This is a genomic window from Labrys sp. KB_33_2, from assembly GCF_052114505.1.
GTDB lineage: Bacteria > Pseudomonadota > Alphaproteobacteria > Rhizobiales > Labraceae > Labrys.
In genome coordinates this window covers 1-16,627 of the sequence record NZ_JBFREW010000027.1, presented here as the reverse complement: position 1 = coordinate 16,627, position 16,627 = coordinate 1, and the positions used below count along the sequence as shown (strand labels likewise).

The following is a 16,627-nucleotide window of genomic DNA, read 5'->3' as shown; positions in this document are numbered from 1 at the left end:
GCCCGTGGCGGAGGCTGAGGGCACACGTGGAAACGTTGCTCGAGCGGAGTTGCCATGCCGGTCGCACCAAACGACCGGCATGGCAAATGCTGGCTCAGAACAGGCCTTCGATCTGGCCCTTGGTGTCGAGGCGGATGAATTCCGCCGAGGGCACGCGTGGCAGGCCTGGCATGGTCATGATCTCGCCGCAGACCACCACCAGGAAGCCGGCGCCGGCGGACAGGCGCACTTCGCGGATCGGCACGACATGATCGACAGGCGCACCACGGTGGTTCGGATCGGTCGAGAAGGAGTATTGCGTCTTGGCCACGCAGATCGGCAGATGGCCGAAGCCGGCGGCCTCGATGTCCTTGAATTGGTCGCGCACCTTCTGGTCGGCGATGATGTCCGAGGCGCGATAGATCTCCTTGGCGATCATCTTCATCTTGTCCCAGAGGGGCATCTCGTCCGGGTAGAGGGTGCGGAAGCCGCGGCCGTCGAGCGGATGCGGTGCCTCGGCCAGCGCCACCACGCGGCGCGCGAGCTCCTCGGTGCCCTTCGAGCCCTCGGCCCAGTGGCTGCAGACCACAGCGTCGACGCCGAACTGTTCCTTGCAGACCTGGGCGATGAGCTCATGCTCGGCCGGCGTGTCGGCAATGAAGTGGTTGATGCCGACGATGGCCGATACGCCGAATTTGCGCACATTCTCGACATGGCGGCCGAGATTGGCCAGACCCTTGCGCAAGGCTTCCAGATTCTCCTTGCCGAGCTGGTCCTTCGGCACGCCGCCATGCATCTTGAGGGCGCGCACGGTGGCGACGATCACCACGGCAGCCGGGGTAAGGCCGGCCTTGCGGCACTTGATGTCGAAGAACTTTTCGGCACCGAGATCGGCGCCGAAGCCAGCTTCGGTCACCACATAGTCGGCGAGCTTGAGACCGGCCCGGGTCGCGGTCACCGAGTTGCAGCCATGGGCGATATTGGCGAAGGGGCCGCCATGCACGAAGGCGGGGTTGCCTTCCAGCGTCTGCACCAGATTGGGCTTCAGCGCGTCCTTGAGCAGCACCGTCATGGCGCTGGAGGCCTTGATGTCGGCGGCCGTGATCGCCTTCTTGTCGCGGGTATAGCCGATGATCATCTTGCCGAGGCGCGCCTCGAGATCGGCGAGATCCTTGGCGAGGCAGAACACGGCCATGACTTCGGAGGCCACGGTGATGTCGAAGCCGTCTTCGCGCGGGAAGCCGTTGGAAACGCCGCCGAGCGAGGAATTGATGGCGCGCAGCGAGCGGTCGTTCATGTCGAGCACGCGGCGCCAGGTGACGCGGCGGGTGTCGATGCCGAGCGCATTGCCCCAATAAATGTGGTTGTCGATCATCGCCGACAGCAGATTATGCGCCGAGGTGATGGCGTGGAAGTCGCCGGTGAAGTGCAGGTTGATCTGCTCCATCGGCACGATCTGGGCATATCCGCCGCCGGCCGCGCCGCCCTTCACGCCGAAGCAGGGGCCGAGCGAGGGCTCGCGCAGGCAGATCATGGTCTTCCGGCCGATGCGGGCGAGGCCGTCGCCGAGGCCGACAGTGGTGGTGGTCTTGCCTTCGCCGGCCGGGGTCGGGTTGATGGCGGTGACCAGGATCAGCTTGCCGTCGGGACGATCCTGCAGGCCGGGGATCTTGTCGAGATCGATCTTGGCGATATGCTTGCCATAGGGCTCGAAGGCTTCGTCGGGAATGCCGGCTTTCTCGGCAATCGCCTCGATGCGCTGCATCTTGGCTTGACGCGCGATTTCAATGTCGCTCAGTGGCTTTTTCGGGTCTTGGGCCATGCTGGTTCCCTCTGGGGCGGTTGTTCTGCTCAGTTGAGACATATTTTCACGGAAATGAAAATAACTTTCTTAGCAGTAGCTGCGTGGAATGCGGTGGTTGCGGAAAAATTAAGAGAGAAGCTGTTCCGAATGCGACGCGGCGTCGCATAAGAGATAGGTAGCCGATCGCAATCGAATCGGCTTGTCCGAAACCGTCACAGGATGTGTCGCCTTCGCGATGATGCACGCCGGAAGATTGTAGGTTACGCCTTGTCTCAGACCGATTGACTGGGGAGTTGTTGGTCAAAGGGGTTGCAGCCCTCTATGCCCGTCCGGCAGAAGAGTGTATGAGGCCCAGCCCCCAGATAGCGTATCTTGGTGGATATCCTGCGTTCGATCGGCGTGTCGCCATTTGCCGTTCGACCCTGATGTGATCGGCGGCCTCTGGAGTGGAACGCTCCGGAATGCCGCATTTTGGAGAGCGAAGATCGCATTTGTGGCGATCGACCGATCGAAACCATCCCAACAGGTCAAAACGGAGTTGCCCGCATGGGGCTCGCGAACGCCGTCGAGAATGGCGAAGACACCACGGAACACAAGCATAGCGGCGGCTTTGCGGCGTTGACGCTTGGCTCTATCGGCGTCGTCTATGGCGATATCGGTACGAGCCCCCTCTATGCCTTTCGCGAAGCCGCCCATGCTGCCACCGATGGCGGCAAGAACGTCACTTCCACCGCCGTGCTCGGTGTGATCTCGCTGATTTTGTGGGCGCTGATCATCATCGTCACGCTCAAATATGTGCTGCTGTTGCTGCGCGCCGACAACAAGGGCGAGGGCGGCACGCTCACGCTGATGGCGCTGGCCCAGCGCGCCCTCGGCCGTACCGGCGCGCCCATCGTGCTGCTCGGCATCGTCGGCGCCTCGATGTTCTACGGCGACGCGATGATCACCCCGGCCGTCTCGGTGTTGTCGGCGGTGGAAGGCCTCAAGCTGGTGGCGCCTGGTTTCGATGTCTTCGTGGTACCGCTGACGCTCGTGATCATCGTCGCCCTCTTCCTGGTGCAGAGCCATGGCACCGCCCGGGTCGGCGCCCTTTTCGGTCCGATCATGGCTGTATGGTTCACGCTGATCGGCGTCATCGGCTTCATCAATTTCCTGCAGCATCCCAGCATCATCGCGGCGATCAATCCCTTCTACGCCGCCGAATTCCTGCTCACTCACGGCCATATCGGGTTCGTCACGCTGGGAGCCGTGTTCCTGGCCGTCACCGGTGGTGAGGCGCTTTATGCCGATCTCGGCCATTTCGGGCGCAAGCCGATCCAGACAGCCTGGCTCAGCCTGGTTCTGCCGGCGCTGACTTTCAACTATCTCGGCCAGGGCGCGCTGGTGCTCAACGATTTCAGTGCGCTCGAGAACCCGTTCTATCGCCTGGTGCCGGCCTCGCCCTATTTCGTCGTGCCGCTGGTGATCCTGGCAACGATCGCCACCAGCATCGCCAGCCAGGCGGTGATCACCGGCACCTTTTCGTTGACCCGGCAGGCCGTTCAGCTCGGCCTGGTGCCCCGCGTGCGCATCTCGCATACGTCGGAACACCAGTCGGGCCAGATCTTCATCGCGCAGGTCAACGGCATCCTGCTCGCCGGCGTCGTGCTGCTCGTACTGGTGTTCGAAAGCTCCTCGCGCCTCGCCTCGGCCTATGGCATCGCCGTGACCACGACCATGGTGGTGGATGCCATTCTCGCCTTCGTGGTGATCTGGCGGGTCTGGCTGTGGAAGCCCTGGGCAGCGGCAGCGATCATCGTGCCCTTCCTGTGTATCGATTTGATTTTCCTCGGGGCCAATCTGCTCAAATTGTTCGAAGGAGCCTGGCTGCCCATCCTGATCGCCCTTGGGCTGATCACCCTGATGGTGACCTGGCGACGCGGTACCCGGCTGGTGATGGAGAAGACGCGGCGCACCGAAGTGCCGCTGATGACCATCGTCAAGAGCCTGGAGAAGGGCTCGGTTGCCCGTGTGCCGGGCACGGCTATCTTCTTGACCAGCGATCCCGACTATGCCCCGACCGCCATGCTGCACAGCCTCAAACACTATAAGGCGCTGCACGAGAAGGTGGCGATCCTGACCATCGAGACCACGGACGATCCGATCGTGCCGGGGGGCGGGCGGGTTTCGATCGAGGAGATCTCGGCTTCCTTCACCAAGATGAAGGTACAGTTCGGCTATATGGAAAGCCCGAACGTGCCCAAGGCCCTGGCGCTGTGCCGCAAGGCCGGCTGGTCCTTCGACATCATGTCCACCTCCTTCTTCCTGTCGCGCCGGCATTTGCGCGGCGGCAAGCATCCGAGCATGTGGCGCTGGCAGCGCCGGCTCTACATGATCCTCGCCCGCAATGCCGACGATGCCAGCGACTATTTCTCCATTCCGTCCAACCGGGTGGTGGAGATCGGTACGCAGGTGCTGATCTGATAGCCTTCAGGGTCTGAAGGCAGGGCGATGCATCGCGCACGCGCTATTTTCCTGCCTTCACGAGGACGGTGTATTGCCTGAGCAGCCAAGAAGCAGATCTGCTATGCGGCGCTGCAGGTCCCCTATGCCGCAAAGCCGGGAAAGTGTAAGAGAGCGCGTTTGTTGCACTGCACAAACGGGGGATGGGCTTGCCTGACGAGGGCATTCGCGCTCTTGATCGTCACTCTACCCAACTCCGACATTATCCAACGGAGGCCCGTATGGGGCTTACGCATAGCGCCGACACCGGCGAGGAAGCCAGCAGCCGTGGCAATGGCTTCTGGGCGCTGACGCTCGGCTCGATCGGCGTCGTTTATGGCGATATCGGCACCAGCCCGCTCTATGCCTTCCGCGAGGCGCTGCATGCGGCGACCGAGGGCGGCAGGCTGATGAGCCAGGAAGCGGTGCTCGGCGTGATTTCACTGATCCTGTGGGCGCTCATCGTCATCGTCACGCTCAAATATGTGCTGCTGCTGCTCAGGGCCGACAACAAGGGCGAGGGCGGCACACTCACGCTGATGGCGCTGGCCCAGCGCGCGCTCGGGCGCTCCGGCACCGTACTCTTGCTGCTCGGCACCATCGGGGCGGCCATGTTCTATGGCGACGCCATCCTGACGCCCGCTGTGTCCGTGCTTTCGGCGGTGGAGGGCATGAAGCTGGTGACGCCGGCCTTCGATCCCTTTGTGGTGCCGATTACCGTGGCGATCATCGTGGGGCTGTTTGCGGTGCAAAGCCATGGCACCGCCCGTGTCGGCGCCTTCTTCGGGCCGATCATGGCGCTGTGGTTCGTGGTGATGGGCCTGGCGGGCCTATGGCACATCAAGGATGCGCCGGTGATCCTCGCAGCCTTCAATCCCTGGCATGCCGTGGAATTCATGCTCAGCCACGGCCATATCGGTTTCGTGGCGCTTGGTGCGGTGTTCCTGGCGGTCACCGGGGCCGAGGCGCTCTATGCCGATCTCGGCCATTTCGGCCGCAAGCCGATCCAGATGGCCTGGATGACGCTGGTGCTGCCCTCGCTGGCGCTGAACTATCTCGGCCAGGGCGCGCTGGTGCTGAGCAATCCATCTCCGGAAATTCTCGCCAACCCCTTCTACATGCTGGTGCCGCAGAACCCGCTCTTCCTGGTGCCGATGGTGGTTCTGGCGACGATCGCCACCATCATCGCGAGCCAGGCGGTGATCACCGGGGCCTATTCGTTGACGCGCCAGGCCATCCAGCTCGGCCTCCTGCCGCGCATGAAGGTGGCGCATACCTCCGAGCACCAGTCGGGCCAGATCTATATCGCCCAGGTCAACGGCATCCTGCTGGTCGGTGTGCTGATCCTGGTGCTGGCCTTCGAGAGTTCCTCGCGCCTGGCGTCGGCCTATGGCATCGCCGTGACGACGACCATGGTGGTGACGGCGATGATGGCCTTCCTGGTAATCTGGAAGGTCTGGCGCTGGTCGGCCTTGGCCGCGGCCCTGGTGATCGCGCCCTTCCTGTTGATCGATCTCGTCTTCCTCTCCGCCAATCTGCTCAAGGTGCATGATGGCGGCTGGGTGCCGCTGATGATCGCGGCGGCCCTGATGATCCTGATGATCACCTGGCGGCGCGGCACCCGGCTGGTGCTGGAGAAGACACGGCGCACCGAGGTGCCGCTGATGACCATCGTCAAGAGCCTGGAGAAGGGCTCGGTCGCCCGCGTGCCGGGTACGGCGATCTTCCTGACCAGCGATCCCGACTACGCCCCCACTGCGCTGCTGCACAGCCTCAAGCACTACAAGGCCCTGCATGAGAAGGTGGCGATCCTCACCATCCAGACCGTGGAGGAACCGGTGGTTGCGGGTGGCGGCCGCATCACCCTCGAAGAAATCTCGGCCTCCTTCACCAAGATGCATGTGCAGTTCGGCTATATGGAAAGCCCGAATGTGCCCAAGGCGTTGGCGCTCAGCCGCAGGGCCGGCTGGTCCTTCGACATCATGGATACCTCCTTCTTCCTGTCGCGCCGGCATTTGCGCGGCGGGGCGCAGCCGTTGATGTGGCGCTGGCAGCGCAGGCTCTACATGATCCTTGCCCGCAACGCCGACGATGCCAGTGACTATTTCTCCATCCCCTCCAACCGAGTGGTGGAGATCGGCACGCAGGTTCTGATCTGAGAGAAATGGAGCGCGGACTCCACAGCGACATGCGAGCATTTCGCGATGTCCGCGCTCCGACAAGAAGTCAGGCCGGTGTCGACAGTTTCATCATGGTCAGGCCGGTGACGATCAGGGCAGCGGCGACGATGCGCATGGCGTTGGCCTGTTCGCCGAGCACGAGCACGCCGACGATGAAGGCGCCGACGGCGCCGATACCGGTCCAGATCGTATAGGCGGTGCCGAGTGGCAGGCTGCGCATCGAGATCGACAGCAGGCCGAAGCTGATGGCCATTGTGACGAAGGTGATCACGGTCGGCACCAGCTTCGAAAAGCCTTCCGACTGTTTCATGTAGAAGGCCCACACCACTTCGAAGATGCCGGCGATAACAAGATAGACCCAGGCCATCAGGCCCTCCTCTTAAAAGGGCCCGGGCCGTCCCGGACATCAAACCCATCATGGGGGAGGGCGTGGCCTCCTCGGTCGCAGTGTTCAAGCCTGCGAATGGGCGGCATTGTGCCGGACTCCGTCCCAAAATCAAGGGGCGGGCCGGCATGTCAGGACTGCGTCCCGGGCAGGCGGCGTCGCCTCCGCTCAGCCCAGCATGGCTTCGAGATCGAGTGTCGCCGTCGTGCCGATGGCATCGAAATGTCGGGTGAGGAAGCTCTTCCCCGCCCTGCGGCCCTGGTCGCGCAGAAAGATCAGGAAATCCCATTCGGTGTTGAGCTTGGAGGTGGCATTCAGCCCTTCCTTCGGGCTCAGCGCGACGCGATGCAGGCGGATGTCGCCGAAACGGTCGGCGCCCCGGGCACGGCGCTGCATCATGGCGATGGCACGCAATTCGCCGACGAGGGAGGCGTTGAAGGTGATCTCGTTGAGACGATTGGCGATGGCGCCGGCCGTCTGCGGCACCTCGCGCACCAGCACCGGGTTGATCTGCACCAGGATGGTGTCATCGGGCGTACCGTCGTCGAGCAGCGGGAACAGGGCCGGGTTGCCGAGATAGCCGCCATCCCAATAGGCCTGTCCGCCGATCTCGACGGCCTGGAAGATCTGGGGCAGGCAGGCCGAAGCCATCACCACATCGGCGTTCAGCTCGGCATTCTCGAAGATGCGGATATGACCGCTGCGCACATTGGTTGCGGAGACGAACAGCTTGATCGCCTCGCTCGCCTTGAGCTTGTCGAAGGAGATCAACTCGGCGATGAAATCGCGCAGCGGATTGAGATTGAGCGGATTGGTGTCATAGGGGCTGAACAGCCGGCTCCAATTCTCGAACAGGGCCATGCCGGGCGAATCTTCCAGCGACCAGCCGGCCATGAATCGCTCCAGCAGTGGGCGACGCAGCGGCGACAGCCGGCCCTTGCGGCTGATCTCGCGCCAGAAGGTCTCGAGTTGCTGGCGGGCGCCCGGCGCCCCGCCTTCGAGATAGCCTTCGGCGAAGACAACCGCATTCATGGCCCCGGCGCTGGTGCCGGTGATGGCCTTGATCTCGAGGCGGCCGTCCTCGAGCAACGCATCGAGCACGCCCCAGGTGAAGGCACCATGGGCTCCCCCGCCCTGCAGCGCCAGATTGACGGGTTTGGCGGTGGAGGTCTTGGGAGGCTGGCTCATGCCGCGGTCCAGCCGCCGTCCATCGACAGGTTGGCGCCAGTGATGCTCGCCGCGGCATCCGAGCACAGATAGACGGCAAGGGAGGCGACCTGGTCGATGGTGACGAATTCCTTGGTCGGCTGGCCTCCCAGCATCACGTCGTTTTTGACCTGTTCGGCCGTCATGTTGCGCGCCTTCATGGTGTCGGGAATCTGCGCCTCGACCAGCGGCGTCCAGACATAGCCGGGCGAGATGGCGTTGACGGTGATCTTCTGCTGCGCCACCTCCAGCGCCACCGTCTTGGTCAGGCCGGCAATGCCGTGCTTGGCAGCGACATAGGCCGATTTGAAGGGGGAGGCGACCAGCGAATGGGCCGAGGCGGTGTTGATGATGCGGCCCCAACCCTTCTTCTTCATGCCCGGCAAGGCGGCCTTGATGGCGTAGAAGGAGGCGAGCAGGTTGAGGCGGATGATCGCCTCCCATTTGTCGTCGGGGAATTCGTCGATCGGCGAGACGAACTGGATGCCGGCATTGTTGACCAGGATGTCGACCGCGCCGAAGGCGGCCTCGGCCGCGCCGACCAGCCCTTTCACCGCGGCCGGTTCCATCAGATTGGCCGGCGAGAACAGGGCCTTGACGCCGAACTCGGCCTCGATGCCAGCCCGGGTCTTCTCGATCTCGGCGGCGTCGCCCAGCCCGTTGAGCATGACGTTGGCGCCTTCGCGCGCCAGGGCGCGCGCGATGCCGAGGCCGATTCCCGACGTCGAGCCGGTGACGACGGCAGCTTTGTTCTTGAGCATGGATTGAGTCCTTCACGAGGGCCGGGCAGGGAGCGGCAGCTGTGGGACTGCCGAATGAAAAAGCAAATCGCTTGAATATTGCATTGCATCACGGATCGGAAAAGTGGCGCTGGTGTGACACAGAATGTCGCTTGCGCGCATTCAAAATCCACGGGATGCAGATTTAATTGATTATATGTTCAATCAATAAAGTGCCCATATCATAGCGTTGCGGGATCGATGCAAATCGGCTTGGACGCGGGTGGGTAGCTTCGTGCCGTCGGTGTCATCCAGCGCCGTAAATTCACGGGACAAGCACTGTCTTTCGTGCTGAATTGCCATAGGGGAAGGCCTCCGTGGCAAGAGTTCGGTCCCCTTGGGGGCCGGGAGGGGTTAACAAAGACAAGACGAACTGGGTTAACCCAGATTCGGCCTTCGGTGTTTTCCGGGAGAAATGAAATGACGGGACTTGGTAGAATCATTGCGGGCGCCGCGCTGGCCATCGGCCTGGGCACTGGTGCTGCCTTCGCGGGCGATGCGGAAGCCTGCAAGACGGTGAAGTTCGCGGATGTGGGCTGGACCGACATCACCTCGACGACGGCTATCGCCTCCCGCATCCTCGAAGGCCTCGGCTATACCCCGACGACCACGGTCCTCAGCGTCCCCGTCACCTATGCTTCGATGAAGAGCAAGGATATCGACGTTTTCCTCGGCAATTGGCAGCCGAGCATGGAGAATGACCGCAAGGCCTATATCGCCGACAAATCGGTGGTCGAAACCGGTGCCAATCTGCCGGAAGGTGCCAAATACACGCTGGCGGTGCCGCAAGCGACCTATGACAAGGGCCTGAAGGATTTCGGCGACATCGCCAAGTTCAAGGAGCAGTTGCAGGGCAAGATCTACGGCATCGAGCCCGGCAATGATGGCAACCGGTTGGTGCAGAGCCTGATCGACGGCAACAAGAGCGGCCTGAAGGAGTTCCAGCTCGTCGAGTCCTCCGAACAGGGCATGCTCGCCCAAGTCCAGGGCTCCATCGCTCGCGGCGAGGACATCGTCTTCCTCGGCTGGGCGCCGCATCCGATGAACGTCAATTTCAAGATCCAGTATCTGACCGGCGGCGACGAGACCTTCGGCCCGAATTTCGGGGCAGCCAAGGTCTATACCAATGAGCGGGCGGGCTGGGCCGAGGAATGTCCCAACGCCGGCAAGTTCGTCTCCAACCTCAAATTCAACGTCGATCTCGAGAACAAGGTGATGCAGATGATCACCGGTGACGGCATGGAAGGTAAGGCTGCTGCCGAGAAATACCTCAAGGCCAATCCGGGTGTGCTCGATGCCTGGCTTGCCGGCGTGACCACCCTCGACGGCCAGCCCGGCATCGATGCCGTAAAGAAGAGCCTCGGCCTCTGAGGCCGGCCATCCCTTCCGAGTTAAATCTGAGTGAAAGCCCGGCGGGGAATGCCCCGCCGGATCGCCGAGCCGAGCCGACGCAAGATCGGCCTTCGACAAAACCATGCTTTCTATGGGGCAATGGCGTTTTGCGATTTGGCGGCCTGGCCGGGAACCGCAAAGACGCGCCCGAACAGGGGGGAGCAAAAGTGCGGTTCTGTTTGAACGCGCTTTGGCCTGGAGCGTTTTGCGTTTTGGCGGTTATGCCAAGAATCGCAAAGACGCGTCGAACCAAAGAGTTAGAGCAGGCAGGCGTTTTCGTCTAAACGCGCTTTGCTCTAGCAATGATGACGCAGGGGGCGGCCGGAACCTGTCGTGGTCGGGCCACGGCGGAGCCCGATGTCCCAGGGCATAGCGCGGGGGAAAGAATGTTCGATTGGGTGACTGATACGAAGCTGCCATTCGGCAAGTTCATGCAGCTCGTCATCGAGTTTCTGCAGAAATACTGCACGACCTGGCTGTTCGATCCGCTTCGTATCGGGATTGAAAAGACGGTCAGCGGCACATCCGTGCTCCTGACATATCCGCCGCCCATCGTCATTATCCTCCTCGTCCTCGCCTTTGCTTGGTGGCGGCACCGTTCCTGGGGCCTGTGCCTGTTCGTCTTCCTGGGCTGCCTGTTCATCTGGAACCAGGGCTATTGGGCCAACACGATGAAGACGGTCTCGCTGGTGCTGTGGTCGGCCGCCATCGCCATGGCCATCGGCATTCCCCTCGGCGTAATGGCGGCGCACCGGCCCAGGCTCTACGCCGTGCTGCATCCCATCCTCGACATGATGCAGACCCTGCCTACCCTGGTCTACCTCATCCCGATGGTCGCCCTGTTCCGCCTCGGCTTTGCTCCGGGCCTTATCGCGACGCTGATCTTCGCCCTGCCGGCGCCGGTGCGCCTGACCTATCTCGGCATCACCTCCACGCCGACAGCGCTCAAGGAGGCCGGCGAATCCTTCGGTTCCACCAAGAGTCAGCTCTTGTGGAAGGTGGAGCTACCGCATGCCATGCCCACCATCATGGCCGGCGTCACCCAATGCATCATGCTCAGCCTGTCGATGGTCGTCATTGCCGGCCTGGTCGGCGCCGAAGGCCTCGGGGTGGACGTCGTGCGCGCCATGGGCCAGTTCAACATTCCGCGCGGCTTCGAAGCGGGGGCCTGCATCGTTATCCTGGCGATCGTGCTGGATCGCCTGTGCCGTACGAAGGGAGCGCACTGATGAGCGTCGCCGTCGATTTCAAGAATGTCGATATCATCTTCGGATCGCGCCAGGCCGAAGCGATCAAGCTGCTCGATGCCGGCTCGACCCGGGCGGAGATCCTGGAGAAGACTGGTTCGGTGCTGGGCTGCGCCGATGGCAACCTCACCGTACAGGAAGGCGAGATCAGCGTGCTGATGGGCCTGTCGGGCTCCGGCAAATCGACCCTGATGCGTGCGGTCAACGGCCTCAACAAGGTCACGCGCGGCAAGGTCCTGGTAAAATCCGACGACAAGATGGTCGACGTGGTCAGCTGCAACGAGCAGACCCTGCGCCATGTCCGCCAGCATTCCGTCGCCATGGTGTTCCAGCAGTTCGGCCTCCTGCCCTGGCGCACCGTGGCGGAGAATGTCGGCTTCGGCCTGGAGCTTGCCGGCGTGCCCGAGGCCGAGCGCAAGGCCAAGGTCGACAAGCAGTTGGAACTGGTCCATCTCAAGCAATGGGAGAAGAAGTTCGCCCATGAGCTGTCCGGCGGCATGCAGCAGCGCGTGGGCCTTGCCCGCGCCTTCGCCACCGAGGCGCCGATCCTTTTGATGGACGAGCCCTTCTCCGCGCTCGACCCCCTGATCCGCACCAAGCTGCAGGATGAATTGCTGCAGCTGCAGAAGGAGCTGAAGAAGACCATCATCTTCGTCAGTCACGATCTCGAGGAGGCGCTTAAGATCGGCAACACCATCACCATCCTGGAAAGCGGGCGCATCGTGCAGTCGGGGCCGCCCGAGGATATCGTGCTGCGTCCGGCCAACGAGTATGTCCAGGAATTCATCGCCAATGTGAATCCGCTCAGCGTGCTCACCGCCTGGCACGTGATGCAGGACGCCCGCGATCTTCATCGCGGTGAAGATGGCTGGATCTGGCTCGACACCCGTCAGACCACGCGTTTCCGTCTCGATGACGGCGGCCACGTCGTGGAAGCCGAGCGTGACGGTGTGCATGGCGCCTGGGTGCATTGCTCCGAATGCGAAAAGCCGGTGCCCGAAGAAGAGCGTCCCTGCTATTGGGCCAGCCCCGGCACCTCGCTCAAGACAGTGATGCTGGCGATGCACAAGGCGAACACGGCCCCTGTCGCTCTGTTCGACGACGAGAACCGCTTCGTCGGTGCCATCGGCGTCAAGGACGTGCTGCAGGCCGTGCTCCGGCGCCAGGACGCCTGAAACAAGAAGGTAACCCCGGAGCGCGGGTGTCACGGCGGCATGCTTGCATGCGAAGGCGCCTAGCGTATTCATTTGTCTGATTTATAAAGATAAAGGCACTGGCTTTTGTCATGCCCGGGCCTGACCCGGGCATCCAGTTCTCAACCGGGTCCGGATTGCAGGGTCAAGCCCGGCAATCATAAAGCTCGCGCTTAATCGAGTGGAACGACACCAAATACGTCCTCGCATGCTGCGATGTCCGCGCCTGCGTATTACCGGTTCGAATTGGGTGTTTTGCAATCCTCTCCCGCCCGCATTGATCCATTAAGGCTTTGCCGCGATACTGGGCGCTCTGCCAATGCAGGCGCGCGAATGCTCCAGGTGGTCATTAAAATGCCCCCTTGAGGTGGATGTGTCGCCGCCGCTGAAGCCGAAAGAGGAACTGATGGGTATTACGAATCGCGCAATCGCCACCACGCTCGTGGTCGGCCTGGCCCTCGGACTCGCGGCAGGCGTTGCGCGTGCCAATCCCATGGCGAACCCCACCATCGTCGTCGATGCCGCCAGCGGCAGGGTGCTGCAGCAGCAGGATGCGACCAGGCCCTGGTATCCGGCCTCCCTCACCAAGCTGATGACGGCCTACACCGTATTCAGGGCCATCAAGGCAGGACGCGTCGACTTGGGCACGCCGATCGCGATCTCGCCACTCGCCGCCAGGCAGGCGCCCTCCAAGATGGGCTATCCGGTCGGCACGATGGTTACCATCGACGATGCCCTCAAGATGCTGGTTGTGCATTCGGCCAATGACATCGCCGTGGCCCTGGCCGAGGGCGTGTCCGGTTCGGTGGATGCCTTCGCCGCCGAGATGAACGCCAATTCGCGGGCGCTGGGTATGGCCCAGAGCCAGTGGGTCAATCCCAACGGCCTGCCCGATCCGCGCCAGATTACCTCGGCGCGCGACATGGCGGTGATGGCGGATGCCATCATCACGCAATTCCCGCAATATGCCTCGCTGTTCCAGATCCAGACCATCCAGTCCGGCAACCGGGTCATGCGCACCCACAATGCCTTGGTCTACCGCTATCCCGGTACCGATGGCATGAAGACGGGCTTCATCTGCGCGGCCGGCTTCAATGTGGTGGCGACGGCCACCCGCAACGGTCGCAAGCTGATCACGGTCGTCATGGGGGCGCCTACACCGAAGGTACGTACCAACCAGGCCGTGGCGCTGTTCGAGGCCAATTACACCAATTCGGGTGGCGGCTTCTTCAGCAAGGCGCCGCTCGCCACCCAGCTTCCGGCCTCGGCCTATCCAGGTCCGGCCGATATTCGTGAGATCGCTTGCTCGCCCAGGAAGGGCGGTCCGGGTGCGGCGGAGAGCGCCGATACGGCCGAGGTACTGCCCGGCAGCCCCGGAGCGCCTGCACCCGCGCCTGAGCCCAGTCCGTTGCTGGCGAGCTGGGTGACGGCGCCGCCGATTGCGGTCGGTCCCTATCTCGGGCCCCGGCGCCCGGTCTACAGCCTGCCCAACACGCCCATTCTCGCCGATCTGCCGCCCAAGCCTGCGAAAGAACTGCCGGCGAAAGGCAAGCCGGCAACCAAGCTCGCCGGCAAGAAGGGCGTGACGGCTGCCGGTTATGCCGATCCCGGCAAGCCCTTGGCGGTGCCCGATCAGCTCACCGACCCCAAGCTCAACAAGGGGCGCAAGAACCTGAAGAAGGCCGCCGAGAGCAAGCCGAAGACGCCGCCCAAACCGCCCAAGCGCAAGGTGCATCACGAGGGGTAGGGGCAGCTTCTGGATAGCCGGTCAAGATCGGCTATGACAAACCGGAGCGTTTTCTGTCTGGGCAGGCCGCATTGGGGTGAGACCGCTCTTGCTTTCGATCCGGTCCACCTTAGAGGTTGACCGCGACCCGCATTGGCGGGAGCCTCCGCTGGATCGCCTCGCAATGTCGAACAATACCATCCTGACCGGATTGAGCCTCGGGCTGCTGGCGGCCCTGTGCTATGGCGCCAACGTGCCCTATGCCAAGCTCGCTGCGGAAGCCGGCGCCAGTGGGCCGACTGTGGTGTTCTACCGGGCTTTTCTGCTTGTGGCGCTGCTCGGCGGTCTGGGCCTTGGCCAGGGTGGCACGCTGGCCGTTGCCCGGCCCTGGCGCCTGCCGGTCTTCGGCTTGGGCATCGCCACCAGTTTCGTCGGCCTTTGTTACATTTCCTCGGTCGCCTTCATCCCGGTGGGGATTGCCACCATCCTCTATTACACCTACCCGCTGCTCATCCTGGTCATCAGCCCGCTGGTGGACGGCGAGCGATTGACGCTGGCGCGCCTCGCCATCTTCGCCCTTGCCTTCGTCGGTCTCGTGATCGCGCTCGGCGCCGATTTCGGCGCGCTGGATTGGCGGGGCGTGGCGCTGGCCCTGATTGCGGCGGCAGCCGCCGCCCTGCAGTTCTTCTGCGCCGCGCGGGCAACGCGCGGCGTCAATCCCGCAGTTGCCGGATTCTGGACGCAGTTGATCCTGATTCCGGTCGCGTTGGCGGCCTGTCTCGCCAGCGGCAGGCTCGCCTCGCCGGCCGTGCTATTGGAAGCGGGAGTACCGGTCGGCCTGCATATCGGCCTGTTCGTCCTGGCCTTCCTGTGCCATTTGACGGCGGCCCGGTTGACGCCGCCGGCCGCGCTGGGCCTGGTGTTCTGCGCCGAGCCCGTCGCCTCGATCCTGCTGGCGACACAGGTGCTCGACGAGCATCTGACGGCCCGGCAGGTCAGCGGCGGCACGCTGGTGCTCATCGCCGTGGTGGCGTCGGTACTGATGGAAAGCCGCAGAAAGGTCGTATCGGCATGACGCCGCCCCGCATCCCCGCCTTCGTACTCACGGGTTTTCTCGGCGCCGGCAAGACGACGCTGCTCAATCGCCTTTTGAAGGATCCCGCCTTGGCCGACACGGCTGTGGTGATCAACGAATATGGCGAGGCCGGGCTCGACCACCTGCTGGTCGAGAAATCGGGCGATGGCGTGGTGCTGCTGTCCTCGGGCTGCCTGTGCTGCAGCCTGCGCGGCGATCTCCTCGACACGCTGGCAGATCTCGCGGCGCGGCGCGCATCGGGCGAGTTGCCGCCTTTCGCCCGCGTGGTGATCGAGACGACCGGCCTCGCCCACCCCACACCCGTGCTGCAGACCTTGATGGCGCCGCAACTGGCGGCGGCGGGCTATGTCCTCGCCGGCGTCATCGCGGTCGCCGATGCCTTGAGGGGAGAAGCGCTGCTCGACGAGCATGCCGAGGCCGTCGCCCAACTCGCCGTGGCGGACCGCATCCTGGTCAGCAAGACTGACCTTGCCGGCGACGTCGCGACCTTCACGGGAAGGCTGCAGGCTCTCAATCCGCGTGCTGCCATCAGCCTCATGCCGGATACCGAAGTTGCTGCTGCACTGCTCGAGGTGCCCTTTCCAAGCGTGGGATCTGCCGTCGTCACGCGCCCCTTCTTTTCAGCCCACGACGCTTCGATCGCTTCCTTCACGCTGGAGACCGACAAGACCCTGACGCCTGGCCGCTTCATTGCCTTCATCGATGAATTGCGTGAACGTTTCGGCGAAGGCCTGTTGCGCTTCAAGGCACTGGTGAGGCTTGCCGACGATCCCGCGCGGCCGGTGGTCCTGCATGGCGTCCAGCATTGGTTCGCGCCGCCGGAACGTCTCGATGCCTGGCCGAGCCCTGACTGGCGCACCCGTATCGTGGTGATCGGCCGTGATCTCGACCGGCGCCGCATCGAGGATCTGTTCGCGGCCTTTTGCGACGAGCCACGCCTGGATGCTCCCGACCGCGCAGCCCTGACCGATAATCCCCTGGCTTTCTGAACGCGGGAAAAGAGGCGGGGACCCTAGAGCGTCGGATCTGAAACTGGAATCGGCGATTCCCTTGGAGGGCAATTTGTGATTCACCGTTATTGGAGGTGGATCATGGGCAGGAGCTATTCTCAGGATCTTCGCGATCGGATTGTCAGCTTTGTTGAGAACGGCCATTCGCG

Annotated in this window: 12 protein-coding genes; 8 read left to right on the top strand and 4 right to left on the bottom strand. The window is 63.2% G+C overall.

Annotated elements, in window-relative coordinates; all coding sequences use genetic code 11:
* Positions 1 to 94: 94 nt before the first annotated feature.
* Positions 95 to 1,801, bottom strand: a complete 1,707-nt coding sequence (locus AB4037_RS32140; protein ID WP_434959189.1) for a formate--tetrahydrofolate ligase — start codon at positions 1,799 to 1,801, stop codon at positions 95 to 97.
* Between the two features lie 528 nt (positions 1,802 to 2,329).
* Between AB4037_RS32140 and AB4037_RS32135 the strand changes: the two genes are divergently transcribed.
* Together AB4037_RS32135 and AB4037_RS32130 are read left to right on the top strand one after the other, a co-directional pair.
* Entirely contained in the window at positions 2,330 to 4,246 is a 1,917-nt protein-coding gene (locus tag AB4037_RS32135) for a potassium transporter Kup (protein ID WP_434959190.1), read from the top strand.
* 260 nt (positions 4,247 to 4,506) lie between these two features.
* Positions 4,507 to 6,423, top strand: coding sequence for a potassium transporter Kup (locus AB4037_RS32130; RefSeq protein WP_434959191.1), 1,917 nt, complete (start codon positions 4,507 to 4,509; stop codon positions 6,421 to 6,423).
* 67 nt (positions 6,424 to 6,490) lie between these two features.
* Here the strand turns inward: AB4037_RS32130 and sugE are convergent, their stop codons facing one another.
* The 3 genes from sugE to AB4037_RS32115 all read right to left on the bottom strand — a co-directional run bounded on the left by sugE (position 6,491) and on the right by AB4037_RS32115 (position 8,796).
* Positions 6,491 to 6,811 (bottom strand): quaternary ammonium compound efflux SMR transporter SugE, encoded by a 321-nt coding sequence (gene sugE, locus AB4037_RS32125; RefSeq protein ID WP_434959192.1) that lies wholly within the window; start codon positions 6,809 to 6,811, stop codon positions 6,491 to 6,493.
* A gap of 186 nt (positions 6,812 to 6,997) precedes the next feature.
* Positions 6,998 to 8,017: a patatin-like phospholipase family protein gene (locus AB4037_RS32120; RefSeq protein ID WP_434959193.1), complete on the bottom strand. Its 1,020-nt coding sequence runs from the start codon at positions 8,015 to 8,017 to the stop codon at positions 6,998 to 7,000.
* Positions 8,014 to 8,796 (bottom strand): 3-hydroxybutyrate dehydrogenase, encoded by a 783-nt coding sequence (locus tag AB4037_RS32115; RefSeq protein WP_441774306.1) that lies wholly within the window; start codon positions 8,794 to 8,796, stop codon positions 8,014 to 8,016. Before AB4037_RS32115 ends, AB4037_RS32120 begins: the two co-directional genes overlap by 4 nt.
* A 438-nt stretch (positions 8,797 to 9,234) precedes the next feature.
* On the opposite strand from AB4037_RS32115, the gene AB4037_RS32110 reads away from it, so the two are divergent.
* The 6 genes from AB4037_RS32110 to AB4037_RS32085 all read left to right on the top strand — a co-directional run bounded on the left by AB4037_RS32110 (position 9,235) and on the right by AB4037_RS32085 (position 16,457).
* Positions 9,235 to 10,185, top strand: a complete 951-nt coding sequence (locus tag AB4037_RS32110) for a choline ABC transporter substrate-binding protein (RefSeq protein ID WP_434959195.1) — start codon at positions 9,235 to 9,237, stop codon at positions 10,183 to 10,185.
* 419 nt (positions 10,186 to 10,604) lie between these two features.
* Positions 10,605 to 11,435, top strand: coding sequence for a choline ABC transporter permease subunit (choW, locus tag AB4037_RS32105; protein WP_441774305.1), 831 nt, complete (start codon positions 10,605 to 10,607; stop codon positions 11,433 to 11,435).
* Positions 11,435 to 12,628 carry a choline ABC transporter ATP-binding protein gene (choV, locus tag AB4037_RS32100; RefSeq protein ID WP_434959197.1) on the top strand — a complete coding sequence of 398 codons (1,194 nt, stop codon included), beginning with the start codon at positions 11,435 to 11,437 and terminating at the stop codon, positions 12,626 to 12,628. The genes choW and choV overlap by 1 nt, the downstream gene beginning before the upstream one ends.
* Positions 12,629 to 13,052: 424 nt before the next feature.
* Entirely contained in the window at positions 13,053 to 14,393 is a 1,341-nt protein-coding gene (locus AB4037_RS32095) for a D-alanyl-D-alanine carboxypeptidase family protein (RefSeq protein ID WP_434959198.1), read from the top strand.
* Between the two features lie 163 nt (positions 14,394 to 14,556).
* Complete coding sequence (locus tag AB4037_RS32090; protein WP_441774304.1) at positions 14,557 to 15,447, top strand: DMT family transporter; 891 nt, start codon at positions 14,557 to 14,559, stop codon at positions 15,445 to 15,447.
* The gene (locus AB4037_RS32085; RefSeq protein ID WP_441774303.1) at positions 15,444 to 16,457 is read left to right on the top strand and encodes a CobW family GTP-binding protein; all 1,014 of its coding nucleotides are present in this window, start codon (positions 15,444 to 15,446) and stop codon (positions 16,455 to 16,457) included. Before AB4037_RS32090 ends, AB4037_RS32085 begins: the two co-directional genes overlap by 4 nt.
* The last annotated feature ends 170 nt before the right edge of the window (positions 16,458 to 16,627 follow it).

Coding starts and splice junctions, on each gene's coding strand:
- AB4037_RS32140 (WP_434959189.1), bottom strand. CDS start 1,801: ATGGCCCAAGACCCGAAAAAGCCACTGAGCGACATTGAAATCGCGCGT.
- AB4037_RS32135 (WP_434959190.1), top strand. CDS start 2,330: ATGGGGCTCGCGAACGCCGTCGAGAATGGCGAAGACACCACGGAACAC.
- AB4037_RS32130 (WP_434959191.1), top strand. CDS start 4,507: ATGGGGCTTACGCATAGCGCCGACACCGGCGAGGAAGCCAGCAGCCGT.
- sugE (WP_434959192.1), bottom strand. CDS start 6,811: ATGGCCTGGGTCTATCTTGTTATCGCCGGCATCTTCGAAGTGGTGTGG.
- AB4037_RS32120 (WP_434959193.1), bottom strand. CDS start 8,017: ATGAGCCAGCCTCCCAAGACCTCCACCGCCAAACCCGTCAATCTGGCG.
- AB4037_RS32115 (WP_441774306.1), bottom strand. CDS start 8,796: ATGCTCAAGAACAAAGCTGCCGTCGTCACCGGCTCGACGTCGGGAATC.
- AB4037_RS32110 (WP_434959195.1), top strand. CDS start 9,235: ATGACGGGACTTGGTAGAATCATTGCGGGCGCCGCGCTGGCCATCGGC.
- choV (WP_434959197.1), top strand. CDS start 11,435: ATGAGCGTCGCCGTCGATTTCAAGAATGTCGATATCATCTTCGGATCG.
- AB4037_RS32095 (WP_434959198.1), top strand. CDS start 13,053: ATGGGTATTACGAATCGCGCAATCGCCACCACGCTCGTGGTCGGCCTG.
- AB4037_RS32090 (WP_441774304.1), top strand. CDS start 14,557: ATGTCGAACAATACCATCCTGACCGGATTGAGCCTCGGGCTGCTGGCG.
- AB4037_RS32085 (WP_441774303.1), top strand. CDS start 15,444: ATGACGCCGCCCCGCATCCCCGCCTTCGTACTCACGGGTTTTCTCGGC.